We start from the raw sequence: 21,602 nt of genomic DNA on the forward strand, positions 1-21,602 counted from the left end.
GGACCTTGCCTCCGCGGACCGGCGCGGATGACTCTCCCGGAGTACGTCCCGGAAATCGGAGGCAGCACCTATGCACAGCAGCGGGCGGTGGCCCGGCGACAGCCGGACCGCGCGGGAGATCGGGCAGCAGCCCGCCACCTGGCTCCGGGTGGCGGACGCGGTGCGGCGGGCCCGGCCGGAAATCGGGCGGCTCGTCGGGGACGAGCGGCGGCGGATCGTGCTGACCGGTGCGGGTACTTCGGCGTTCGTCGGCGAAGTCGTGGCCCGCGACCTCGCGCGTCACCTCGGCCGGCCGGTCGAAGCGATCGCGACCACGGACATCGTGGCCGACCCCTCGGCGGTGACCGTCGACGAGCGGCCGATCCTCCTGGTGTCGTTCGCCCGCAGCGGCAACAGCCCCGAGTCCGTCGCCGCGGCGGACCTGCTGGACCGGCTGACTCCCGGGCTGCGGCACCTGGTGATCACGTGCGACCCGGAAGGACAGCTGGCGCGGCGGTGGTCCGGCGCCGCGGACGCGGTCGTGGTGGCCCTGCCGGACGAGGTCAACGACCGCGGGTTCGCGATGACGTCCTCGTTCACCGGGATGGCACTGGCGGCCCTGCTCGCGTTCGGCGTGGACGTCGACGTCGAGGCGCTGGCCCGCGCCGGGACGGCGGTGCTCGAGGAGGCCGCCGAGCACGCGTCCGCGATCTCCGGCGCCAAGCCGGCCCGGCTGGTGTTCCTGGGTTCCGGGCCGCTGCTCGGGCTCGCGCGGGAAGCCGCGCTCAAGTGCCTGGAGCTGACCCGGGGTGAGGTGGTCGGCATCGCCGATTCCGCGCTGGGCTTCCGGCACGGCCCGAAGTCGGTGCTCGACGAGCGCACGATCGCCGTGGTCTTCCTCTCCACCGATCCGCACGCGCGGCAGTACGACGTCGACATCGCCCGCGAGCTGGTGCAGTCCCTCGGCGAGGAACGCGTGGTCGTGGTGGGCACCGGGTTCGGGGGTGCCCGGGTCTGGCCCGTGCCCTCGCCGCCCCAGGTACCCGTGGCCGGTTACGCGCTGCTCGCCGTCATCGCGGCGCAGACCACGGCGCTCGCGTGCTCGCTCGCCCTGGGCATCACCCCGGACAACCCGTTCCCGGACGGCGAAGTGAACCGCGTCGTGCAGGGCGTGGTCATCCACGACTTCACCCCGGAGGTGAGCTGAGGTGTTCCTCGGTGTCGACGGCGGCGGGACGAAAACCGCCTTCTGCCTGATCGGTCCGGACGGCCGGGTCCTCGCGGAGGCCAGGACCGCGAGCGTGTACTACCTCAGCGAGGGCCTCCAGATCGTGGAACCCCTGCTGCGGCAGGGGATCGGCGAAGTCTGCCAGGCCGCGGGCATCGAGGTCCCCGACCTCGCCTACGCCTTCTTCGGCCTGCCGGCCTACGGCGAGATCAGCGCCGACGTGCCGACGCTCGACGCGATCCCCGCCCGGATCCTCGGGACCGGGAACTACCGCTGCGGCAACGACATGATCTGCGGCTGGGCCGGGTCGCTGGGGGCGATCGACGGCATCAACGTCGTCGCCGGCACCGGTTCGATCGCGTACGGCGAACACGAGGGCAGGCAGTGGCGCGGCGGGGGCTGGAGCGAGCTGTTCGGTGACGAAGGCTCCGGCTACTGGGTCGCCATCCAGGGTCTCAACGCCTTCAGCCGGATGGTGGACGGCCGGCTGCCCGCCGGGCCGCTCGCCGGGGAGATGCGCGAGGCGCTCGGTCTCGCCGTCGACTTCGACGCGATCGACGTCGTGGTGAACCGGTGGCACGGCGACCGGGGCCGGATCGCGGCCCTGAGCAAGGTCGTGGTCCGGGCCGCGGACGCCGGCGACGGGGTTGCGACCGGGGTGCTCCGGGAGGCCGGGCGGGAGCTCGCGCTGCTCGTGGACGTCGGCCGGACTGCGCTCGGGTTCGAGGCCACGAAACGGGTTCCGGTGTCGTACTCCGGGGGCATGTTCGGCTCGGCGCACGTGCTGTCGTCGTTCCGCGACGCCCTGTCGGTGGAGTACAACCTCCGGGAACCCCTGCTGGAACCGCACATCGGTGCCGCGTTGTACGCGGCGCGCCTGCACGGACACCCGTTGCGGGCCGAGCAAGTCCGTCCGACCGCGTCCCTGCCCCGGTGAGGAGCTCGTCATGACCGGAACCGCCCGCGGCACCGGCTGGATCCCGTACGCGGGACTGCTGGTGGTGTTCTGGGGCCTGTGGGGGGCCATTTCCAGCCTGCCCACCAAGCTCTACGCCTACCCCGACCCGATGGTGTACGTGGTCTGGGCGCTGACCATGCTCGTGCCCGCGTACTTTTCCCTGCGGGGCAAGAGGTTCGACCGCGGCCGGACCGCCGCCGGGTACGGGCTGCTGATCGGGCTCACCGGCGCGGGCGGGCAGCTGCTGCTGTTCAAGGCCCTCACGATCGGACCGGCCTACGTGATCTTCCCGATCGTCGCGCTTTCGCCCGCGGTGACGGTGTTGTTCGCCTTCTTCGCGCTGCGGGAGCGGCTCGGCGGGTGGTCGTGGGCCGGGGTGCTGCTCGCGCTCGTCGCCGTCGTCCTGTTCTCCGTGTCCACAGGGGACGGTGGCGACGCCGGGTGGCTGTACCTGGTGCTGGCCGCCGGGGTCTGCGTGGCCTGGGGTGTCCAGGCGTTCTTCATGCGCAAGGCCGCGCTCGCCGGGGTGGACGACGCTTCGACGTTCGGCTGGATGACGATCAGCGGGCTGCTGCTGATCCCGGTCGCCGTGCTGATGATGGGCGGGCTCCCGCTCGGGTTCCCGTGGCAGGCGCCCGCGCTCACCGCGGGGACCCAGCTGCTCAACGCGGTCGGCGCGCTGTTCCTCGTGATGGCGATGAGCCGCGGCAAGGCGTCGATCGTGGCGCCGGTGACCAACGCCCTCGCCCCGGTGCTGACGATCGTCCTCTCGCTGCTGTTCTTCGGCGCCGCCCCGACCGGGTTCCAGCTGGCGGGCATCGTGCTGGCCCTGATCGGCTCGACCCTGATGGTGTACCGCGCGGAAAAGTCCACGGAACTGGTCCCCGGCGGCGCGGTTTCATGACGCCGCGGATCCTCACGGTCACCCTCAACCCCGCCGTCGACGTGACCTACCGGGTCGGCGAACTGCGCCTGGGCGGGACCACCCGGGTGCCGGACGTCCGGTCGCGCGCCGGCGGCAAGGGCGTCAACGTCGCGGCGGTGGTCCGTGAGCTGGGTGGCGACAGCCTGGTGCTGGCGCTGACCACGACCCGGGCACCCGACGAGTTCCGGGCCGGCCTGGACGAGCTGGGCCTGCCGCACCGGCTCGTCCCGGCGCTGCCCGCGGTGCGGCGGACCGTGGCGGTGGTCACCGCCACCGAGGGCACGACCATGCTGCAGGAGAACGGTTTTCCGCCCGACGCGACCGCGGAGGCGGGCATCTTCGCCGCACTCGGCGCCGAACTGCCGGCCGCCGCCGTCGTGATCTCCGGCAGCGTGCCCGAGGGGCTGGGGGCCGACGTTCCCGCGAGGCTGGCCCGGCTGTGCGCCCGGCACGGCGTGCCGGTGATCGCCGACGTCTCCGGCGCCGCCCTGCGCGCGGCCGCCGGGAGCGGTGCGGTGCTCATGCCGAACGAAGAGGAGCTGAAGGAAGTGGCCGGATCCGGAGCCGAGGCGTGCCGGGAGCTCGTGGCCGCGGGCGCGCCGGCGGTCGTGGCGACCTTCGGGGCCGAAGGCGCGATCGCCGTCACCGCGCAGGGCGCCTGGCGCGCCCGGCCGGCCGAAGTCGTCACCGGCAATCCGGCCGGCGCCGGGGACGCGGGCGCCGCCGCGCTGGCCATGCACCTCGCGGAGTCCGAAGTGGACTGGCCGGCCGCCCTCGCGGACGTGGTCGCCACGTCGGCCGCCGCGGTGCTGCGGCCGGTCGCCGGCGAGCTCGACATCGCGGCCCGGGACCGGTGGCTGCGGACGGTGGAAGTGGAGCGGATCCGATGAACTGGGCCACCTTGCCGGCGGACCTGCGGGCGCAGCGGCGCGGGATCGGGGCGTTCAACGCGATCCTGATCGAGCACGCCGAAGCCGTCGTGGCCGGCGCCGAGCAGAGCGGGCTGCCGGTGGTCCTGCAGATCTCGCAGAACGCCGTCCGCTACCACGGTTCGCTCGCGCCGTTCGCGCTCGCCTGCCTGCGGCTGGCCGAGACCGCGACCGTGCCCGTCCTGGTGCACCTCGACCACGTCGAGGACGAGGACCTGATCCGGGAGGGACTCGACCTGGGCATCACGTCCGTCATGTTCGACGCCGCCACGCTGCCCTACGCCGAGAACGTCGCCCGGACGAAGGCCGTCGTCGAACGCTGCCACGCCGCCGGCTGCCGGGTCGAGGCGGAACTCGGCGAGATCGGCGGCAAGGACGGCGCCCACGCGCCCGGGGTGCGCACGGACCCGGCCGAGGCGACCGCGTTCGTCGCCGCGACCGGAGTGGACTCCCTGGCCGTGGCCGTCGGGTCGTCGCACGCGATGGCCGACCGCAGCGCGGTGCTCGACGAGGAGCTGATCGCCGCGCTCGCGAAGAGCGTTCCGGTGCCGCTGGTGCTGCACGGCTCGTCCGGCGTGCCCGACGAGGGCCTGCGCGGGGCGGTCGCGAGCGGCATCGTGAAGGTCAACATCGGAACGCGGCTGAACCAGGTGCTCACCGAGGCCGTGCGCTCGACGCTCGGGACGCACGCGGGCCTCACCGATCCCCGCCGCTACCTGGCCCCCGGCCGGGCCGCGGTCCGCGACGAGGTGGCCCGGCTGCTGACCCTGCTCGCGAAATGAGGAATGTCTACTGATTGCTCCGCCGGGGTGTTTTTGTTGTGGCAGTAGCAAGTCGGCGTGCAAAAGCGATGCCCTGTACGAGGTCGACGATCGGGGGGATCGCGATGCCGTACCTGCGGATCCACTTCACCGAAGGCGATCTGGGGCGCACCCGGCTCGCGCCGCGTGTGGACCACATGTGGGAGATCGTCAGTGCGGTGCAGCTGCTGCAGCACCGGGAGGGTGCCCTGTACTTCGACGGCTGGCGGCGCCGGGTGCGGCAGGAAGCGCTCGCCGATCCCCGGCTGCGGAGGCTCCTGCACACCCTTCCGTGCATCGCTCCGCACGCGGAGTACTTCCCGGATTTCCTCACCCCGCCCGGGGAGTACGACGATCTCGGCGACGCGCTCGACGCCGTGGTCTGCGTGCCGAAGCCCCAGCTGCACGCGCAGATCGCTTTGCTGGGCGAAGAATCGGCACCCCTGCGGGCCGTCGCCGACGGCGGGACGTCCGCCCGGCACGGACTGCGCGACGCGCTGGGCGGGTTCTACCGTGCGGCCGTCCTGCCGCACCTGGACGTCGTCAAGGCCGCCCTGCACGCCGACCTCGCCCGCCGCATGCACACCTACCTGCACGACGGCATCGAAGCGATGCTGACCGGGATCGCGCCCGGCGCGGTCTGGGAGGCCCCGACGCTGCGGGTGCCCTACGCGATCGACAGCGACCTCCACCTCGCCGGCCGGGGGCTGCGGCTCGTGCCGTGCTACTTCTCCCTGATGCACCCGGTGGCGCTGGCCGACCGCGAGCTGCCGCCGACGGTGGCCGTCCCGATCGACCCGGCCACCCGGCTGCTGGCCGGCGAACGCCGCCCGGGTGACCACCTCGGCGCCCTGGTCGGCACCACCCGCGCGGCCATCCTGCGGCTGGCGATGGAGGGCTGCAGCACCCGCGAGCTGATCCGCCGCACCGGCGTGGCCCCGGCCACGGTCACCCACCACACGGCCATCCTGCGCGACTCCGGCATGATCACCACCCACCGCGAGGGGACGGTCGCCTCCCACCACATCACGCCGCTGGGCCTGCAAGTGCTCTCGTGGAACGGATGAGGCCGCGAGGTGAGCGGTGTGGTGGCCGTGCTCGGGGCCGTCGAACTGCGCACGTGGTTCGGCCGGGCGCTGTACCGGACGTGATCAGTCCCCGCCGCGGCCGTGCACCGGCCAGCGGCCGTGGACGCGTTCCCGGTCGGGCGCCGGCCGGTGCACGGTTCCCGGGGTGGGCCGCACCCGCCCGCGGGTGAACACGGCCAGGTGCAGCAGGGGGCCGACGAGCCGGTCGTAGAGCCGGGGCAGCAGCCGGAACCCGGTGACGACGAGCGGGTTGCCCGGCCCGACCGGCACGGACACGTGGCGCCGGGGCCGGTCGGCCAGCCGCGTGATCACCGCGGCCACCCGTTCCGGGGCGAGGACCGGCCACGGGGGCCGGACGGCGCGGCCGGTGTAGTTGGCCGCCTGGTCGTAGATCGGGGTGTTGATGCTGCCAGGGCTGACGATGCAGACCGAGACACCGGGCTCGTCCCGCGTTTCCTGCTGCAGGGTGCGCAGGACGGCGCGCTGGCCCCATTTCGCCGTCGCGTAGGCCCCCATCCGCGGCACGGTGACCGATCCCAGTAGCGAGTTGACCCCGATGAACGTCCCGCGGTGCCGGCGGCGCATGACCGGGAGCACCGCGCGGGCGAGGTGGAGGGTGCCGTGCACGGCGGTGTCGACGACGGTGGTGAAGACGTCGGCCGGCATCGTCTCGACGCTGCCGTACCCCATCACCGTCGCGGTGTGCACGACGACGTCGACGCGGCCGTGCCGGTCCAGCACCCGGTCGACGAGCCGCCCGGCGGCCGCAGGGGCGCCGATGTCCTCGGCGACGGTGTCCACAGTGCACGCACCGGCACGCCGGCACGCCCTTTCGGCGGACTCGAGCGCTTCGGAGCTGCGGGAGACGAGGACGAGGTGATCGCCCCGGCCCGCGAACGCGACGGCGGAGGCCAAGCCGATCCCGCTGGAGGCACCGACAACGACCACCACCCGCCCGGCGGCGGCCCGCGGAGCCGGTTTCAAGCGGCGCATGGCGCTCTCCTGTTCAGCCGGCTGGCGGCGACATCGCTGCAGAATCGCCGTGCGGGCGCGGGGATTCGTGGGTTCCGCGCCCGCACGACTCGCGGCCGGCGCACCGGTAGTGGCTCGGGCGCGCGGCGGGTTCGGGTCTGGCGTCGGTGTGCTGGGCCGGCGGGCGGTCGGACGGTTTCCGGCGCCTGGTCATGGCAAGGGCCCCGCGCCTGCCAGGGCGCCGGTGGCGGCTCGGGCGCGGGGCGGGCCCCGATCTCACGCGGGCGTACTGGATCCGAACTCGGTCCGACACCCGCCGCGCGGTCAGGGCAGCAGGCCGGAGACGGCGCACAGGGCGGCCCAGCCCGCGGCGAAGGCGGCGACCTTCGTGCGGGCGGAGCGGTCGGGCAAACCTGTCCCGAAGACCAGGGCGTCCGCGGCGTCGGACGCCACCCGGGCGGCGAGGGCGATCCGCAGCGGGCGGCCGGGTGGGGCGAACACCATCGCGAGGCCGATGGCGGCGTCGCGCGCCCCGATGCCGCCGATCAGGGTCCGCACCTCCCGGCTGACCCCGCCGGCGGGCGTGGTCAGGCCACACGGTTTCGCCAGCACCTTCGGCGCGGCGATGATGGTCGCGCTGTAGGCGGCGGTCGCCGCTCCGAGTACGCGGGTCAGCGCAGGCATCGGTCACTTCCTTCGCGTCGGGTTCGCGACCGCATACCCGGTCGAACCGCTCACAAACCGATGCATCCCCGGAGACAGGGCTCGGCGGCGAACGGGGGGCGTTTCGCCGCCGAGCCGGACTGCCGGTGAGCGGGCCGGTCGGGGGGCTGCCGGACCGATCACCTCAGCACCGGACATGAGGGCCGGCGGCGGCCGGAATGACGTCCCGGACCGCAGATCACCGGATCGGGTGACGCTGCGGGCTCTCCGGTCCGAAGTCACGGCTTCCAGAGCGCCCCGCCGGGTCGGCGGGGGCACGGCCGAGCCCCGCGCACCACAACCTGGGCGAGACAGACAGACGGCATGGTGTCCTCCCGGTCTCCGCGCCGAGGGGGAACGCTCCGTGGCCGGCCGGGGCCCGGGCCGCCGGAGAGGGTGTCCGCGCGGGCTGCCCGCCGGGGCGGCCACTCCGGCAGGAACCGGACAGGGGCCCACCCGGCGCCGCGTCAGGCGCTCGGGGGCCACCGGCGGACGGCGAACCGGCTGCCGTCCCGGCGGACCTCGGCCGCGCCCGATCCGCCGAAGTGGGCGGGGACGACCAGCTCTCCGGTGTCCGCCGCCCGCCCGAGGACGGCCTGCCGGGTGGCGGCCGCCTGACCGGGGTCTTCGCAGAAGCAGCTGCTGTGCTCCGGGGCCAGGATCTGGACCGGGCTGTGCAGCAGGTCCCCGACGAACACCGCGCGGTCCGCGCCGGACGTCACGCGCAGCACCGACGAGCCCGGGGTGTGGCCGGGTGCCGCTTCGAGCGTCAGGTTCCGGTCGATGCGGTGACTGCCTTCCCACAGCACCGCCCGGCCCAGCACGGGAGCGACGCTGTCGGCGTAGACGAGCAGGCTGCCTTCGCGGCGAAGCTGCTCTTGCCCGGTACGCGGCGCGGGACGGCGGTGGGCGTTGCGCGGGTCGAAGTACACCTGGTCCGCGCGCGGGATCAGGTAGGTGGCGCGCGGGAAGGCCGGCACCCACTCGCCGTTGCGGAGCTCCGTGTTCCAGCCGACGTGGTCGTAGTGGATGTGGGTGTTGACCACGAGGTCGACGTCCCCGGGGCGGACGCCGGCCGCGGCCAGCCGGTCGAGGAAGGGCGTGGCCAGGTGGTCGAACCGGGGGATCTGCGGGCGGTCGCGGTCGTTGCCGACGCCGGTGTCGACCAGGATCACGCGGCCTTCGCTGCGGAGCACCCAGGTCTGCACGGCACCGCGGTAGCCGCCGGTCTCCGGGTTCCAGTGGTCGGGGGCGAGCCAGCCGGCGTTGTCCGTCCAGAGCCGGTCCGGGCTGCCGGGGATGATGGAGCGCGCCGGGGCGATCTCGCCCTGCCACTCGATGACCTTCAGGACTTCGACCTCGCCGATGTGCATGCCTCCACGCTAGGACGCCTTAATGAGCGTTCCCATGCTCGAACAGCTCATTCTGATGCGTGATCGTCTCACGGCTACGATGACTGGGTGGACGTCCTGAGTGCGGCGATCGCCGCGGTGCGGGTCGGGCAGCCGACGTCGAACCGCCTCCGGGCCGGTTCGGAGTGGTGTTACCGCTTCGCCCCTTACGAGGGCGCCGGCTTCCACGTGCTGCTGCGCGGCAGCGGCTGGCTGCTGCCGGACGCCGGGCCGCCGGTGCCCCTCGGCCCGGGCGACGCCGTCCTGGTCCCGCACGGCAGCGCGCACACGCTCTCCGCGACGCCGGACGCGACCGGCGCGGTGCCGTTCGAAACGGCGGTGGCCGACCCGGCGGGCCGCACCGAGTTCCTGTGCGGCAAGTACCGGCTGTCCCGCGCGCGGCGGCACCCCCTGCTCGCGAGCCTGCCCGAGGTCGTGCACCTGCCCGCCGACGTCGGACGGCACCCCGAGCTGCGTGCGGCCATCGCCCTGCTCGGCAGCGAGGTGAGCGACCGGCGGCCGGGCTCGGCCACCGTCGTCACCGGCCTGCTGGACCTCCTGCTCGTCTACCTCGTTCGCGCGTGGCTGGCCGAGCACCCCGGCACGGGCTGGCCGCAGGCGCTGCGGGACCCCGAAGTCGCCGCCGCGCTGGAAGCCCTGCACGACCACCCCGAAGCGCACTGGCGGATCGAGGACCTGGCCGCCCGGGTCGGGGTTTCGCGGGCGACGTTGGCGCGCCGGTTCACGGCGCTGACGGGACAGCCGCCGATGGCGTACCTGGCCTGGTGGCGGCTCACGACGGCGGCGCGCCTGCTCCAGGACACCGACCTGCCACTGCCATCGATCGCCGCGAAGGTCGGCTACGCCTCGCAGTTCGCGTTCTCGCACGCGTTCAAACGCCGGTTCGGCGTCGCGCCGGGGGGTTTCCGGGCCGCCCGGTGACGGCGGCCGTGCGACGATGGCCGGGTGCGCCGAGCGAGTGCCCCGGAGCCGCTGGTGGTCACCCTGGCGGTCGACGAGCGCGCCCAAGCCGCGTGGAACACCCTGCGCCGCCGGTGGTTCCCGCCGGACCGGCTCCACGTCGACGCTCACCTGACGCTGTTCCACGCCCTGCCGGGCGAGCACCTGGCGGCGGTCCTCGCGGACAGCGCGGAGGTGGCGGACGGCGTGTCGCCGTTCACCCTGACGGTGGCCGGTGCCCGCTCACTCGGCCGCGGCGTCGCGCTCGACGTCGTGTCGCCGCTCCTGCTGGGGGTGCACGCCGCGCTGCGGACGCGCTGGTCGGCGTGGCTCACCGCGCAGGACGCCCAGCCGCTGAAGCCGCACGTGACGGTCCAGAACAAGGTGACCCCGGAAACCGCCGCGGAGACACTCGAGGCGGTGCGGCGCGACCCTGGGCCACGCACGGCGACCGCGACCGGCCTGACCGTGTGGCGGTACGTCGGCGGCCCGTGGACGTTCGCCGCCGCGGTGCCCTTCACCGCCTGACGGCGCGGACTTCGCAGTGGGCGCCCGGACCCGGCGGGTCATCGCGATCGGCGGCCGGCGGGGAACTCCTCGGTGCCGAGCACCGCGAGCAAGGCGAGCTTCTCCCGGTCTTCGCTCCCCGGCGTCGCCGTGAAGACGAGCAGTGACTGGCCCTCGTCGGGTTCCAGCAACAGCTGGCAGTACAGGTCGAGCCGGCCGATCGCGGGGTGGACGAACCGCTTGGTCTCGCTGAACCGCAGGCCCACCTCGTGGCGTTCCCACCACCGCCCGAACTCGTCGCTGGTGCCGCGCAGGGCCGCGACGAGGTCCGCGGCGGCCGATCCGGGGCCGTCGCGGGTGACCGCCGCACGCAGCTGGGCCACGTTGACGCGGCTGGTCTTCTCGTGGTCGCCGGGGTGGTACCGCTCGCGGGCGGCCGGGTCGGTGAACCAGCGGAAGGGTGCGCTGCGGGCGTGGCCGGTGTACCGGGTCTGCTCGCCCAGCAGCGCGACCGCGGACGGGGTCTGCAGCAGCGTCTCGCCCAGCGGGCCCATGATCTGGGCCGGCGTGCCGGCGATGCCGTCCATGACGCGCAGCAGCCCGGGGCTCACGTGCCGCACCCGCAGGTCGCGGCGGGCGGCGCGGTAGCCGGCCAGGAGGAACAGGTGGTCGCGTTCGTCCGGGGTGAGCCGCAGTCCGCGGGCGACGGCCGCGAGCATCGGCTCGGACGGCTGCGTCCCGTCGCCGCGCTCCAGCCGGGCGAAGTAGTCCGCGGACATGCTGCACAGCTGCGCGACCTCCTCCCGCCGCAGCCCCGGCGCGCGCCGGCGTTGCCCCCGGGGCAGCCCGACGTCCTCAGGCTGCAGCGCCGCTCGCCGGGCGCGCAGAAAGGCGCCGAGCGTGGCGGGGTCGAACGTGCTGTCCATGAGCTCATTCTCGCCACTCCGGTGTTGCCTGGCCACGACCTGCGAGTCAGTGGTTGCGCGTGTCCTTCCCCGTCCGGGCCGCGGTCCGTTCACTGGGCTGCATGACCCAATGGACGGAAAACGACCTCCCGGACCAGACCGGCCGGACCGTGGTGATCACCGGCGCCGGGCGCGGGCTCGGCCTGCTCACCGCCCGGGCGCTGGCCCGGGCCGGCGCGCGGGTCGTGCTCGGGGTGCGCGACCTCGACCGGGCCCGGCGGGCCGTCGCGGGGCTGCCCGGCGCCTTCGACGTCCGGCCGCTCGACGTGGCCGACCTCGGCTCGGTGCGGGCCTTCGCCGGCACCTGGTCCGGCCACCTCGACGTGCTGATCAACAACGCCGGGGTGATGGACGTCCCGGCCGCGCGGACGGCGGACGGCCTCGACCGCCAGACGGCCACCAACCACCTCGGCCCGTTCGCGCTGACGACCGCGCTGCTCGGGCACGTCACCGACCGGGTGGTGCACGTGACGAGCCAGCTGCACCGCCAGGGCCGGATCGATCTGGCCGACCTGGACTGGCGCACCCGCGCGTACCGCGGGATGGCCGCTTACCGGGCGTCGAAGCTCGCCGTCGTGCTGTTCTCACTCGAACTGCAGCGCCGCCTGGACGCGCAGGGCAGCGTGGTCCGCTCGGTGCTGGCCAGCCCGGGGATCGCCCGCACCGGCCTGGCCGCCCACTCGCGCGCGAACGTCGTCAACCGGGTCCGGTTCCTCACCAACCCGCCCGAAGTGGGTGCCCTGTCGGTGCTCTACGCCGCGACGCAGGACGTTCCCGGCAACGCCTACGTCGGTCCCGGCGGCTTCGGCGGCCTGCGCGGCTGTCCGGTCGTCGGCCGGCCGGGCCGGAACGGGCGGGACGAGGTGCTGGCCGGCCGGCTCTGGGACGTGTCCGCCGAGCTCAGCGGCGTGCCGGCGGGACTTCTCCCGCCAGCTTCAGCAGTGCGGCGAACACCTCGTCGGTGATGTCCGCCAGGGATCGGTCCTCGTCCTCGCGGAGCCAGCGGATGAACGAGATCCCGAACACCGTGACACCCGATTCCGCGGCCAGGGTGGCCGCGAGTTCGTCGACACCCCGGGCGCGGAGGGCGGCGGCGACCGTCGTGGCCAGGGTGGTCAGCTTGTGCCGCTCGCGTTCCTGCAGCGCGGGGTTCCGGTCGATCACGGACTGGCGCAGGCGGGAGTGCGCGCGGCGCTCGGCCGGGAAGAAGGCCGACGCCGAGCGCAGGGCGGTGGCGACGACTTCGAGGGGTGCCGCCGACGGCGGTGCCGCGGTCACGCCGTCGAGGAAGCTGTCGACCAGCACCTGCTGCCCGTGGAAGAGCGCCTCGCGCTTGTCGCTGAAGTGGCGGAAGAAGGTGCGCTCGGTCAGGCCGACCGCCTCGGCGATCTCCGCCGCGGTCGTCTGCTCGAACCCGCGGGTGGCGAACAGTTCGAGCGCGGCCTTCTGCAGCCGCTCCGGGGCTCCCGGTTCCCAGCGCACCATGCGGCCAGCCTAGTGATGACAGCGGCTGACATCTAGGCGTAGGGTGGCGATGTCAGCGGCTGACGTCGGTCACTGACATCATCGCATCCCGAAGGAGAGCACGTCATGCACGTTTTCGTCACCGGAGCTTCCGGCTGGATCGGCTCCGCCGTCGTCGCCGAGCTGCTCGCCGCCGGCCACGAGGTCGGCGGACTGGCCCGGTCGGCCGCCTCCGCCGAGCGGCTCGAGGCGCAGGGCGTCCGCGTCCGCCGCGGTGACCTCGACGACCTCGACGGCATCCGCGCCGGCGCGGAAGCGGCCGACGCCGTCATCCACCTCGCGAACAAGCACGACTTCGCGAACCCGGCCGTGTCGAACGCGGCCGAGCGCGGCGCCGTCCGGACCATCGGCGAGGCCCTGTCCGGCAGCGGCCGCCCGTTCCTGCTCGCGTCGGGGATCGCCGGCGTCGCGCCGGGCCGTCCGGTGACCGAGGCCGACGCGTCGCCGTTCCACGGCCCGGACTCGCCGCGCGGCGGCAGCGAAAACCTCGCGCTCGAGTTCGCCGACCGCGGCGTGCACCCGGTGAGCCTGCGGTTCTCGCCGACCGTGCACGGCCACCGCGACCACGGGTTCATCGCGGTCCTCGCCGCGATCGCCCGGCAGCAGGGCGTTTCCGGCTACCCCGGCGACGGGACCAACCGCTGGGCCGCCGTGCACGTGGGCGACGCCGCGCGCATGGTCCGGCTCGGCCTCGAGAAGGCGCCCGCGGGTGCCCGCCTGCACGCGGTCGCCGAACAAGGCGTGCCGACCCGCGAGATCGCCGAGGCGATCGGCCGCGCCTTCGATCTGCCGGTCGCCTCGATCCCGGCGGACGCCGTCCAGGACCACTTCGGGTGGATCGGCGGGTTCTTCGCCCTCGACCTCGCGGCGACGAGCACCGGCACGCAGGAGCTGCTCGGCTGGACCCCGACCGGGCCGACCCTCCTCGAGGACCTCGCGGCGGGCGCGTACTCGGGGGAGTAGCCGCGGTTCCCGGCCTCGTCAGGGCAACCCGTAGACGCGGGTCGCGGTCCCGCCGCGGACGGCGTCGCGTTCCGCCGGGGTCAGGTCGTCGAGCAGGCTGCCGGTCGCGTCCATGACCTCCGCGTACGTCCCCGCGAGCAGGCACACGGGCCAGTCGGAACCGGCCATCAGCCGGTCCGGGCCGAACGCGGTGAGCGCGGTTTCCGTGTAGGGCCGCAGATCCTCGGCCCGCCACGGCCGGCCGGCTTCGGTCACCAGGCCGGACAGCTTGGCGACGACGTTGGGTTCCCGGGCCAGCGTGGCCAGGCCGGTCGCCCACGGTTCGAGCGCCCGGGCGGCGATCGGCGGTTTCGCGAGGTGGTCCAGGACGAAGATGAGCTCCGGCAGCGCCCGGACCGCCGCGGTGGCCGCCGGGAGCTGGTGGGGCCGCACGAGCAGGTCGTACACCAGCCCGGCGTCGCGGACCGCGGCGAGCCCGGCCAGCACGTCTTCGCGTTCCAGCCAGCGCGGGTCGGGTTCGGCCTGAACGAGGTGCCGGACGCCGGTCAGGAGTTCGCCGCCCGGGGCCGAGCGCAGCCGTTCGAGGTCCCGCGCGGGCGAGCCGGTGAGGTCGATCCAGCCGACCACCCCGGCGATGAGCGGCTCGGCGGCGGCGATCGCGAGGAACTCGATCGACTCGTCCAGGTCCGGCAGGACCTGGACGAGCACCGTCGCGTCGATGCCGGCGGCGGCCGCGCGCAGGTCGGCCGGGGTGAAGTCGCGGCGGATCGCCGCGGTGTCGTCGCCGTCGAGCCACGCGTGGCGGCGGACGGAGGTCCGCCACAGGTGGTGGTGGGCGTCGACGCGCCGGCCGGTCACGCCCGGCCGATCCGGTGGTGCTGGCGGCCGAGGCCGTCGATCGCCACGGTCACTTCGTCCCCTTCGGACAGGTAGGGGAAGTCGTTGGCCCCGAAGGCGACCCCGGCCGGCGTGCCCGTGTTCACGACGTCACCCGGTTCCAGCACCATGAACTGGCTGAGGTACCAGACGAGGTGCCGGACGCCGAACAGCATGTTCCGCGTGGTGCCGTCCTGGCGCGGCTGCCCGTTGACGGCCAGCCGCAGGCGGAGGTCCTGGGGGTCGCCGGCCTCGTCCGGAGTGACCAGCCACGGGCCGAGCGGGTTGAACGTCTCGCAGGACTTGCCCTTGGTCCACTGGCCGCCGCGGTCGTGCTGGAACCCGCGCTCGCTGACGTCGTCCGAAATCGTGTACCCGGCGATCACCGCGTCGGCGTCCGCCGGCGTCGCGAGGTACCGCGCCCGGCCGCCGAGCACCACCGCGAGCTCGACCTCGTAGTCGGTGCGGGTGCTGGTCCGCGGGATGAGCACGGTGTCGTCCGGGCCGACGACCGTGCTGGTGGCCTTGAGGAACACCACCGGTTCCGCGGGCGGCTCCGCGCCGGTTTCGGCGGCGTGGTCGGAGTAGTTCAGCCCGATGCAGACGAGCAGGCCGGGCCGGGCCACCGGGGCGCCGACGCGCAGCCCCGCGGGATCCAGCACGGGGAGGGTGCCTTCGCGCACCGCCGACCGGGCCCGCGCGACGCCGTCCGCGGCGAAGAAGGCACCGTCGATGTCCGGCGTCAGCGCACGCAGGTCCCGTGCCGCGCCGGTTCCGTCGAGGACGACCGGGATCTCCCGGCCGGGTTCGCCGAGGCGTTGGAAGCGCATGCGGGAACCGTAACAGACATATGATGTCTCGCTCAAAGATCGAACCGGTCGTCATACGTAAAGCGACAACCAGTAGTCATCGACTACGCAAAGTCCACGTTATTGCCGTGTTACGGCCCGGCTCTGGACAATCCGCGGACCGGCGCGTAGCCATACATATGTTGTCTGCGCCGGATGAGAGGTGGCCCCGTTGGCCGAAGTGATCAGCGCCATCGACGCCGTGGACGTGCGCTTCCCGACGTCGCTGAGCCTGGACGGGTCGGACGCGATGAACCCGGAACCGGACTACTCGGCGGCGTACGTGACCATCCGCACGAGTGCCGGCGACGAAGGCTACGGCCTCGCCTTCACCGTCGGCCGCGGCAACGACGTCGAGGTCGCCGCCGTCCGGGCGCTGGTGCCCCTGGTCGCCGGGATGCCGGTCGCCGACGCGCTCGCCGACCTCGGCGCGTTTTCCCGCCGGCTGACCGGGGACAGCCAGCTGCGGTGGCTGGGCCCGGACAAGGGCGCGATCCACATGGCCGCGGCCGCGATCGTCAACGCGGCCTGGGACCTGCGCGCCCGCCGCGAAGGCAAGCCCGTCTGGCGGCTGCTCGCCGAACTGCCGCCCGAAGAACTGGTCGACCTGGTCGACTTCCGGTACCTGCAGGACGCCCTGACCCGCGACGAAGCCCTCGGCATCCTCCGCCGCGCCGAACCCGGCCGCGCGGCGCGCCAGGCCGAACTCCTGGACTCCGGTTTTCCCGCCTACACCACGACTCCCGGCTGGCTCGGGTACTCCCCGGAAAAGCTGGCGGCGCTGTCGGCGGAGGCGGTCCGCGACGGATTCACCCAGATCAAGCTCAAGGTCGGCGCCGACCTCGACGAGGACGTCCGCCGGCTGCGGCTCGCGCGGGACGTCGTCGGGCCGGACGTCCGGATCGCCATCGACGCCAACCAGGCGTGGGGCGTCGGCCAGGCCATCGAATGGCTGCGCCCGCTGGCCGAGTTCGACCCGTACTGGATCGAGGAGCCGACCTCGCCCGACGACGTGCTCGGCCACGCGGCGATCCGCCGGGCGGTCGCCCCGATCAAGGTGGCCACCGGCGAGCACACCCACAACGCGGTGATGTTCAAGCAACTGCTGCAGGCGCAGGCGATCGACGTCCTCCAGCTCGACGCCAGCCGGGTCGCCGGGGTCACCGAGAACATCGCGATCCTGTTGCTGGCCGCCAAGTTCGGCGTCCCGGTGTGCCCGCACGCCGGCGGGGTCGGGCTGTGCGAGATGGTGCAGCACCTGGCGATGTTCGACTTCGTCGCGGTGAGCGGCACCCAGACCGACCGGGTCATCGAGTACGTCGACCACCTGCACGAGCACTTCGTCGACCCGGTGCGCATCGAGCGGGGCCGCTACCTCGCCCCGCGCGAGCCGGGCCTCGGGGCGCGGCTGCACGACGAATCCGTGGCGCAGTACCGGTTCCCCGACGGCCCGGTCTGGCAGCGGGACGCGGTGGTGGTCGCGTGAGCGGCGAGTTCGACGGCGTCCGGGCGATCGTGACCGGTGGCGCGTCCGGCATCGGGCTCGCCACCGCGCTGAGGTTGTCCGCGCGCGGCGCCCGCGTGGTCTGCCTCGACCTGAACGACCGGGTCGAGCCCCCGCTGACCGGCGTGCGGGCCGACGTCTCGGACGACGAGTCGGTACGGGCCGCGGTCGCCGCCGCGGTCGAGCACCTCGGCGGCCTGGACGTCCTGGTCAACAACGCGGGGATCGGCGCGCAGGGAACCGTCGAGGACAACGACGACGCCGAGTGGCACCGCGTCTTCGACGTCAACGTCGTGGGCATGGTCCGGGTGGCCCGCGCGGCCCTGCCGCACCTGCGCGAGTCGGGCGCGGCGGCGATCGTCAACACCTGCTCGATCGCGGCCACCGCCGGGCTTCCGCAGCGAACGCTCTACAGCGCCACCAAGGGCGCGGTCCTCGCGCTCACCCGCGCGATGGCCGCCGACCACCTGGCCGAAGGCATCCGCGTGTGCTGCGTGAACCCCGGCACCGCGCACACCCCGTGGATCGACCGGCTGCTCGCGCGGGCCGACGATCCCGCGGCCGAGCTGGCCGCGCTCGCCGCGCGTCAGCCCACCGGCCGGCTCGTCACCGCCGAGGAGGTCGCCGCGGCGATCTGCTACCTGGCCGGCCCGGACTCCGGCGCCACCACCGGCACCGATCTCGCCGTGGACGGCGGGATGTCCGGCCTCCGTCTCCGCCCGAAACCTGTCAACGAGGAGAGGTCATGAAGTTCCAGCACCTGCGCGCCGCGACTGTCGTCACCGCCGGCGTCCTGACCGCGGCCGCACTGGCCGGATGCAGTGGCAGCGGTTCGACCGCCGCTTCGGGCGGCAAAACCGTCGTGGGGGTCGACTACCCGCGCTCGGACACCGACTTCTGGAACGCCTACATCAAGTACGTGCCCCAGTTCGGCGGCCAGTTCGGCCTCGACCTCAAGACCACGAACTCGCAGAACGACGTCGCCAACCTGACGGCCAACGTGCAGACGATGATCAGCCAGGGTGTCAAGGGCGTGGTGATGGCGCCGCAGGACACCGCGGCGATCATCCCGACCCTGCAGCAGCTGGCGAGCAAGAAGATCCCGGTCGTGTCCGTCGACACCCGGCCCGACCAGGGCAACGTCTACATGGTCGTGCGGGCCGACAACCGCGCCTACGGCGAGAAGGCCTGCCAGTTCCTCGGCACCAAGCTCGGCGGCCAGGGCAAGGTCGTCATGCTGCAGGGCGACCTCGCCTCGATCAACGGCCGCGACCGCACCGAGGCGTTCAACGACTGCATGAAGAAGACCTTCCCGGGCATCACGGTGTTCGGCGAGGCGACCAACTGGGACGCCAACACCGCGGCCCAGAAGCTGCAGACCCGGCTGACGGCGAACCCGGACATCAAGGGCGTCTACATGCAGTCCAGCTTCGCCCTGTCCGGCACGCTGCAGCTGCTGAAGCAGCGCGGCCTGGCTGTCCCGGCGAGCGACCCGAAGCACGTGTTCATCGTGTCCAACGACGGCATCCCCGAGGAACTCGCGAAGATCCGGGCCGGCGAGATGGACGCGACCGTGTCCCAGCCCGCCGACCTGTTCGCCAAGTACGCCCTGCAGTACGTCAAGGACGCCATCGACGGCAAGACGCCCGCCGTGGGCAAGACCGACCACGACAGCACCGTCATCCAGGTCCGCGAGGGCCTGATGGAGGACCAGCTGGCCGCGCCGCTGGTGACCGCGGACGGGGCCGCGTTCGGGCCCGTGCACAGCGTCAAGGTCGACGACCCGTCCCTGTGGGGCAACAGCAAGAGCTGAGGCGCTTTCCGGAGAGGAACCGAACATGAACACCGTGCCGGTCGTCGAGGCCCGACAGGTGGTCAAGCGCTACGGCGCCACGGTCGCGCTGGACCACGCCGACCTGACCGTCCTACCCGGACAGACGCACGCCCTGGTCGGCCGCAACGGCGCCGGCAAGTCGACCCTGGTGTCCGTCCTCACCGGACTGACCGGACCGGACGCCGGGACCGTGCGGCTGAACGGGCACCCGGCGCCGGCCCCGGCCGACCGGGACGGCTGGCGGTCCCGGGTGGCGTGCGTGTACCAGCGCTCGACGATCATCCCCGACCTGTCCGTGGCGGAGAACCTGTTCCTCAACCGGCAGGAGACCCGCGGCGGGTTCGTCCGCTGGGCGGCGCTGCGCCGCTCGGCCGCCGAGCTCCTGGAGCGCTGGTCGGTGGACGTCGACGTGCACCGGCCGGCCCGCGAGCTCGGCGTCGAGCAGCGGCAGTTCGTCGAGATCGCGCGGGCCCTGTCGTTCGGCGCCCGGTTCGTCATCCTCGACGAGCCGACCGCGCAGCTCGACGGCGCCGCCATCACCCGGCTGTTCGGGCACATCGCCGAACTGCAGCGCCAGGGCGTCACCTTCCTGTTCATCAGCCACCACCTCCAGGAGGTGTACGAAATCTGCGACACGGTGACGGTGTACCGGGACGCCCGGCACGTCCTCACCGCGCCGGTCGCCGAGCTGCCGAAGGCCGGCCTCGTGGCCGCGATGACCGGCGAGAACGCCGTCACCACACAGGAACGGACGTCGTCGGCCCGCCGCGGCACTGAACCCGTGCTGCGGGTGGACGACCTCACGCTGGCCCCGCACTTCGAGAACGTCTCGTTCGCCGTCGCGCCCGGCGAGATCGTCGGCCTGGCCGGGGCGGGCGGCAGCGGCAAGACCGAGCTGGCCGAAACCCTCGCCGGGCTGCGCAGACCGACGTCCGGCACGGTGCTCGTCGGGGACCGGCGGCCGCGGCCCGGCGACGTCCCGTCGGCGCTGGCGGCGGGTGTCGGGTTCGTCCCGGAAGACCGGCACCACCAGGGTTTCGTGCCCGAGATGTCCATTGCGGACAACTCCACGATGAGCGTCATGGACCGGCTCGGCCCGGGCATCTTCGTCCGGTCCGCCCTGCGGGACCGGCTCGCCGGGAAGCTGATCACGCGGCTGGCGGTGAAGACGCCCGGGCCGGACCTGCCGGTCTCCGCGCTGTCCGGCGGCAACCAGCAGAAGGTCGTCATGGCCCGGGCCCTCGCGGGCGACCCGCGGCTGCTCGTGCTGATCACCCCCACCGCCGGGGTCGACGTCCGGTCGAAGGAGTTCCTCCTGGGCAAGGTCGCCGAGGCCGCCGCGGCGGGCACCGCGGTGCTGATCGCCTCGGACGAGCTCGACGACCTGCGCCTCTGCGACCGGCTGCTGGTCGTGGTGCACGGCCGGCTCACGACCGAAATCCCCGCCGGCCGGCCGGACCGCGAGGTCGTGGCCGCCATGGAAGGAGTCGACCTCGATGCCTGAAAGCCCCGTCGCGGTGGACGCCCCGCCGCGGACCGGACCCGGCGCCGCCCGGCCGCCCCGGCGGATCGCGCTGGCCCGCCTGCGCGACTTCGCGCTCGTGCCGGGGATCGTCGCGATCGCCGTCGTCGGCCAGCTGGTGAACCCGGTGTTCCTCCAGTACGACAACGTGATCAACATCCTGCAGACGATGTCGGAGATCGCGCTGCTGGTGCTCGCCCAGACGATGGTCCTGGTCGTCGGCAAGATGGACCTCTCGCTGGAATCGACGTTCGGGCTCGCGCCCGGCGTGGCGGCCTGGCTGACGATCGAAGGCGGCCACTCGCTCGGGGTGCTGCCGTCGTGGACCGGCGTCCCCGTCGTCCTGGTCGTCGGGGTGGTGGTCGGGGCCCTCAACGCCCTGCTGATCGTCCGTTTCGGGCTGAGCGGGTTCGTCGTGACGCTCGGCATGCTCATCGTCCTGCGCGGCCTGCTGACCGGCATCTCCGGCGGCCAGACGTTCTTCGGCATGTCCGACTCGATGCTCTACCTCGGCACCACGCTGTGGGCCGGGATCCCGGCGTCGATCTGGATCTGCGTGCTGCTGTTCGCCGGCGGGATCGTCCTGCTCGGCTACACCCGGTTCGGCCGCAGCCTGTACGCGATCGGCGGCAACGAGGACGCGGCGAAGGCGGCGGGCATCCGGACCGACCGGATCGTGTGGATCGTGCTGATCGGGGCGAGCGTGCTGGCCGCGCTCGGCGGGCTGCTGCTCTCGGGCCGGCTGGCCTCGGTGGCCGCGGCGCAGGGCAACGGCTACATCTTCACGGTGTTCGCCGCGGCCGTGATCGGCGGGGTGAGCCTGAACGGCGGCCGCGGCACGCTCTTCGGCGCCTTCACCGGCATCCTGCTGCTGTACATGATCCAGAACGTGCTGACCCTGGCCGGCGTGCCCGCCCAGTGGATCGGCGCGCTCAACGGGGCGATCATCCTCATCGCGCTGGTGATGTCCCGCATCACCAGCGGCAAGCGGCAGACCTGAAGCGCCCGGCAAAGCGGCTGCCGCAGCCTGTCGTGAGTGAGAAACAGGGTTAGAACACTGTTTCTCACTCACGACGAGCCGCGGCAGACCGGACTCGCGAGCTCCTCCCATCCGACACGAGATTACA

The 21,602-nt window shown here is 73.4% G+C and carries 22 protein-coding genes; 15 read left to right on the forward strand and 7 right to left on the reverse strand.

What is annotated here, in order from left to right; translation table 11 throughout:
* Positions 1-70: 70 nt before the first annotated feature.
* The 6 genes from ABZW17_RS23080 (at position 71) to ABZW17_RS23105 (ending at position 5,886) form a co-directional block, all read left to right on the forward strand.
* Positions 71-1,186 (forward strand): SIS domain-containing protein, encoded by a 1,116-nt coding sequence (locus ABZW17_RS23080; RefSeq protein ID WP_354817607.1) that lies wholly within the window; start codon positions 71-73, stop codon positions 1,184-1,186.
* Between the two features lies 1 nt (position 1,187).
* Entirely contained in the window at positions 1,188-2,144 is a 957-nt protein-coding gene (locus ABZW17_RS23085) for a BadF/BadG/BcrA/BcrD ATPase family protein (RefSeq protein WP_354817610.1), read from the forward strand.
* A 10-nt stretch (positions 2,145-2,154) separates the two neighbouring features.
* Entirely contained in the window at positions 2,155-3,069 is a 915-nt protein-coding gene (locus ABZW17_RS23090; RefSeq protein ID WP_354817612.1) for a DMT family transporter, read from the forward strand.
* Positions 3,066-3,980: a PfkB family carbohydrate kinase gene (locus ABZW17_RS23095; RefSeq protein WP_354817615.1), complete on the forward strand. Its 915-nt coding sequence runs from the start codon at positions 3,066-3,068 to the stop codon at positions 3,978-3,980. The genes ABZW17_RS23090 and ABZW17_RS23095 overlap by 4 nt, the downstream gene beginning before the upstream one ends.
* A complete protein-coding gene (locus ABZW17_RS23100; RefSeq protein WP_354817618.1) occupies positions 3,977-4,801 on the forward strand; it encodes a class II fructose-bisphosphate aldolase in 825 nt (274 codons plus the stop codon). Before ABZW17_RS23095 ends, ABZW17_RS23100 begins: the two co-directional genes overlap by 4 nt.
* A 104-nt stretch (positions 4,802-4,905) precedes the next feature.
* Complete coding sequence (locus tag ABZW17_RS23105) at positions 4,906-5,886, forward strand: winged helix-turn-helix domain-containing protein (protein WP_354817621.1); 981 nt, start codon at positions 4,906-4,908, stop codon at positions 5,884-5,886.
* Between the two features lie 84 nt (positions 5,887-5,970).
* Here ABZW17_RS23105 and ABZW17_RS23110 read toward each other — a convergent pair whose 3' ends face one another.
* The 3 genes from ABZW17_RS23110 to ABZW17_RS23120 all read right to left on the reverse strand — a co-directional run bounded on the left by ABZW17_RS23110 (position 5,971) and on the right by ABZW17_RS23120 (position 8,954).
* Complete coding sequence (locus ABZW17_RS23110; RefSeq protein WP_354817624.1) at positions 5,971-6,900, reverse strand: SDR family NAD(P)-dependent oxidoreductase; 930 nt, start codon at positions 6,898-6,900, stop codon at positions 5,971-5,973.
* Positions 6,901-7,203: 303 nt separating this feature from the next.
* Positions 7,204-7,563 (reverse strand): hypothetical protein, encoded by a 360-nt coding sequence (locus ABZW17_RS23115; protein WP_354817627.1) that lies wholly within the window; start codon positions 7,561-7,563, stop codon positions 7,204-7,206.
* 485 nt (positions 7,564-8,048) lie between these two features.
* Positions 8,049-8,954, reverse strand: coding sequence for an MBL fold metallo-hydrolase (locus tag ABZW17_RS23120; RefSeq protein WP_354817630.1), 906 nt, complete (start codon positions 8,952-8,954; stop codon positions 8,049-8,051).
* Positions 8,955-9,041: 87 nt separating this feature from the next.
* On the opposite strand from ABZW17_RS23120, the gene ABZW17_RS23125 reads away from it, so the two are divergent.
* On the forward strand, positions 9,042-9,914 hold the full coding sequence (locus ABZW17_RS23125; RefSeq protein WP_354817633.1) for an AraC family transcriptional regulator: 873 nt from the start codon (positions 9,042-9,044) through the stop codon (positions 9,912-9,914).
* A gap of 24 nt (positions 9,915-9,938) precedes the next feature.
* Positions 9,939-10,460 carry a 2'-5' RNA ligase family protein gene (locus ABZW17_RS23130; protein ID WP_354817636.1) on the forward strand — a complete coding sequence of 174 codons (522 nt, stop codon included), beginning with the start codon at positions 9,939-9,941 and terminating at the stop codon, positions 10,458-10,460.
* Positions 10,461-10,498: 38 nt separating this feature from the next.
* Here ABZW17_RS23130 and ABZW17_RS23135 read toward each other — a convergent pair whose 3' ends face one another.
* On the reverse strand, positions 10,499-11,365 hold the full coding sequence (locus ABZW17_RS23135) for a helix-turn-helix transcriptional regulator (protein ID WP_354817639.1): 867 nt from the start codon (positions 11,363-11,365) through the stop codon (positions 10,499-10,501).
* 101 nt (positions 11,366-11,466) lie between these two features.
* Here ABZW17_RS23135 and ABZW17_RS23140 point away from each other — a divergent pair, with 101 nt between their 5' ends.
* Positions 11,467-12,369, forward strand: a complete 903-nt coding sequence (locus ABZW17_RS23140) for an SDR family NAD(P)-dependent oxidoreductase (protein ID WP_354817642.1) — start codon at positions 11,467-11,469, stop codon at positions 12,367-12,369.
* On the opposite strand, the gene ABZW17_RS23145 is transcribed toward ABZW17_RS23140, so the two are convergent.
* Positions 12,305-12,889 (reverse strand): TetR family transcriptional regulator, encoded by a 585-nt coding sequence (locus tag ABZW17_RS23145; protein WP_354817645.1) that lies wholly within the window; start codon positions 12,887-12,889, stop codon positions 12,305-12,307. The two genes, ABZW17_RS23140 and ABZW17_RS23145, sit on opposite strands and share 65 nt — an antisense overlap.
* Positions 12,890-12,994: 105 nt before the next feature.
* Here ABZW17_RS23145 and ABZW17_RS23150 point away from each other — a divergent pair, with 105 nt between their 5' ends.
* Positions 12,995-13,891: an SDR family oxidoreductase gene (locus ABZW17_RS23150; protein ID WP_354817648.1), complete on the forward strand. Its 897-nt coding sequence runs from the start codon at positions 12,995-12,997 to the stop codon at positions 13,889-13,891.
* Between the two features lie 18 nt (positions 13,892-13,909).
* On the opposite strand, the gene ABZW17_RS23155 is transcribed toward ABZW17_RS23150, so the two are convergent.
* Complete coding sequence (locus tag ABZW17_RS23155; RefSeq protein ID WP_354817651.1) at positions 13,910-14,749, reverse strand: amidohydrolase family protein; 840 nt, start codon at positions 14,747-14,749, stop codon at positions 13,910-13,912.
* Positions 14,746-15,597, reverse strand: coding sequence for a fumarylacetoacetate hydrolase family protein (locus ABZW17_RS23160; protein ID WP_354817654.1), 852 nt, complete (start codon positions 15,595-15,597; stop codon positions 14,746-14,748). Before ABZW17_RS23160 ends, ABZW17_RS23155 begins: the two co-directional genes overlap by 4 nt.
* A gap of 190 nt (positions 15,598-15,787) precedes the next feature.
* Between ABZW17_RS23160 and ABZW17_RS23165 the strand changes: the two genes are divergently transcribed.
* From ABZW17_RS23165 to ABZW17_RS23185, 5 genes are read left to right on the forward strand one after another with little or no spacing between them, the layout of a single operon-like run.
* A complete protein-coding gene (locus ABZW17_RS23165; protein ID WP_354817657.1) occupies positions 15,788-17,101 on the forward strand; it encodes an enolase C-terminal domain-like protein in 1,314 nt (437 codons plus the stop codon).
* Positions 17,098-17,868: an SDR family oxidoreductase gene (locus ABZW17_RS23170; protein ID WP_354817660.1), complete on the forward strand. Its 771-nt coding sequence runs from the start codon at positions 17,098-17,100 to the stop codon at positions 17,866-17,868. The genes ABZW17_RS23165 and ABZW17_RS23170 overlap by 4 nt, the downstream gene beginning before the upstream one ends.
* Positions 17,865-18,932 carry a sugar ABC transporter substrate-binding protein gene (locus ABZW17_RS23175; RefSeq protein WP_354817663.1) on the forward strand — a complete coding sequence of 356 codons (1,068 nt, stop codon included), beginning with the start codon at positions 17,865-17,867 and terminating at the stop codon, positions 18,930-18,932. Before ABZW17_RS23170 ends, ABZW17_RS23175 begins: the two co-directional genes overlap by 4 nt.
* A 25-nt stretch (positions 18,933-18,957) precedes the next feature.
* Positions 18,958-20,457: a sugar ABC transporter ATP-binding protein gene (locus tag ABZW17_RS23180; RefSeq protein WP_354817666.1), complete on the forward strand. Its 1,500-nt coding sequence runs from the start codon at positions 18,958-18,960 to the stop codon at positions 20,455-20,457.
* Positions 20,450-21,475, forward strand: coding sequence for an ABC transporter permease (locus ABZW17_RS23185; RefSeq protein ID WP_354817669.1), 1,026 nt, complete (start codon positions 20,450-20,452; stop codon positions 21,473-21,475). Before ABZW17_RS23180 ends, ABZW17_RS23185 begins: the two co-directional genes overlap by 8 nt.
* The last annotated feature ends 127 nt before the right edge of the window (positions 21,476-21,602 follow it).

Source organism: Amycolatopsis sp. NPDC004625, from assembly GCF_040609695.1.
In the GTDB taxonomy this organism is placed as follows: domain Bacteria; phylum Actinomycetota; class Actinomycetes; order Mycobacteriales; family Pseudonocardiaceae; genus Amycolatopsis.

Coding starts and splice junctions, on each gene's coding strand:
- ABZW17_RS23110 (WP_354817624.1), bottom strand. CDS start 6,900: ATGCGCCGCTTGAAACCGGCTCCGCGGGCCGCCGCCGGGCGGGTGGTG.
- ABZW17_RS23180 (WP_354817666.1), top strand. CDS start 18,958: ATGAACACCGTGCCGGTCGTCGAGGCCCGACAGGTGGTCAAGCGCTAC.
- ABZW17_RS23140 (WP_354817642.1), top strand. CDS start 11,467: ATGACCCAATGGACGGAAAACGACCTCCCGGACCAGACCGGCCGGACC.
- ABZW17_RS23120 (WP_354817630.1), bottom strand. CDS start 8,954: ATGCACATCGGCGAGGTCGAAGTCCTGAAGGTCATCGAGTGGCAGGGC.
- ABZW17_RS23160 (WP_354817654.1), bottom strand. CDS start 15,597: ATGCGCTTCCAACGCCTCGGCGAACCCGGCCGGGAGATCCCGGTCGTC.
- ABZW17_RS23095 (WP_354817615.1), top strand. CDS start 3,066: ATGACGCCGCGGATCCTCACGGTCACCCTCAACCCCGCCGTCGACGTG.
- ABZW17_RS23135 (WP_354817639.1), bottom strand. CDS start 11,365: ATGGACAGCACGTTCGACCCCGCCACGCTCGGCGCCTTTCTGCGCGCC.
- ABZW17_RS23145 (WP_354817645.1), bottom strand. CDS start 12,889: ATGGTGCGCTGGGAACCGGGAGCCCCGGAGCGGCTGCAGAAGGCCGCG.
- ABZW17_RS23115 (WP_354817627.1), bottom strand. CDS start 7,563: ATGCCTGCGCTGACCCGCGTACTCGGAGCGGCGACCGCCGCCTACAGC.
- ABZW17_RS23175 (WP_354817663.1), top strand. CDS start 17,865: ATGAAGTTCCAGCACCTGCGCGCCGCGACTGTCGTCACCGCCGGCGTC.
- ABZW17_RS23150 (WP_354817648.1), top strand. CDS start 12,995: ATGCACGTTTTCGTCACCGGAGCTTCCGGCTGGATCGGCTCCGCCGTC.
- ABZW17_RS23080 (WP_354817607.1), top strand. CDS start 71: ATGCACAGCAGCGGGCGGTGGCCCGGCGACAGCCGGACCGCGCGGGAG.
- ABZW17_RS23105 (WP_354817621.1), top strand. CDS start 4,906: ATGCCGTACCTGCGGATCCACTTCACCGAAGGCGATCTGGGGCGCACC.
- ABZW17_RS23185 (WP_354817669.1), top strand. CDS start 20,450: ATGCCTGAAAGCCCCGTCGCGGTGGACGCCCCGCCGCGGACCGGACCC.
- ABZW17_RS23090 (WP_354817612.1), top strand. CDS start 2,155: ATGACCGGAACCGCCCGCGGCACCGGCTGGATCCCGTACGCGGGACTG.
- ABZW17_RS23100 (WP_354817618.1), top strand. CDS start 3,977: ATGAACTGGGCCACCTTGCCGGCGGACCTGCGGGCGCAGCGGCGCGGG.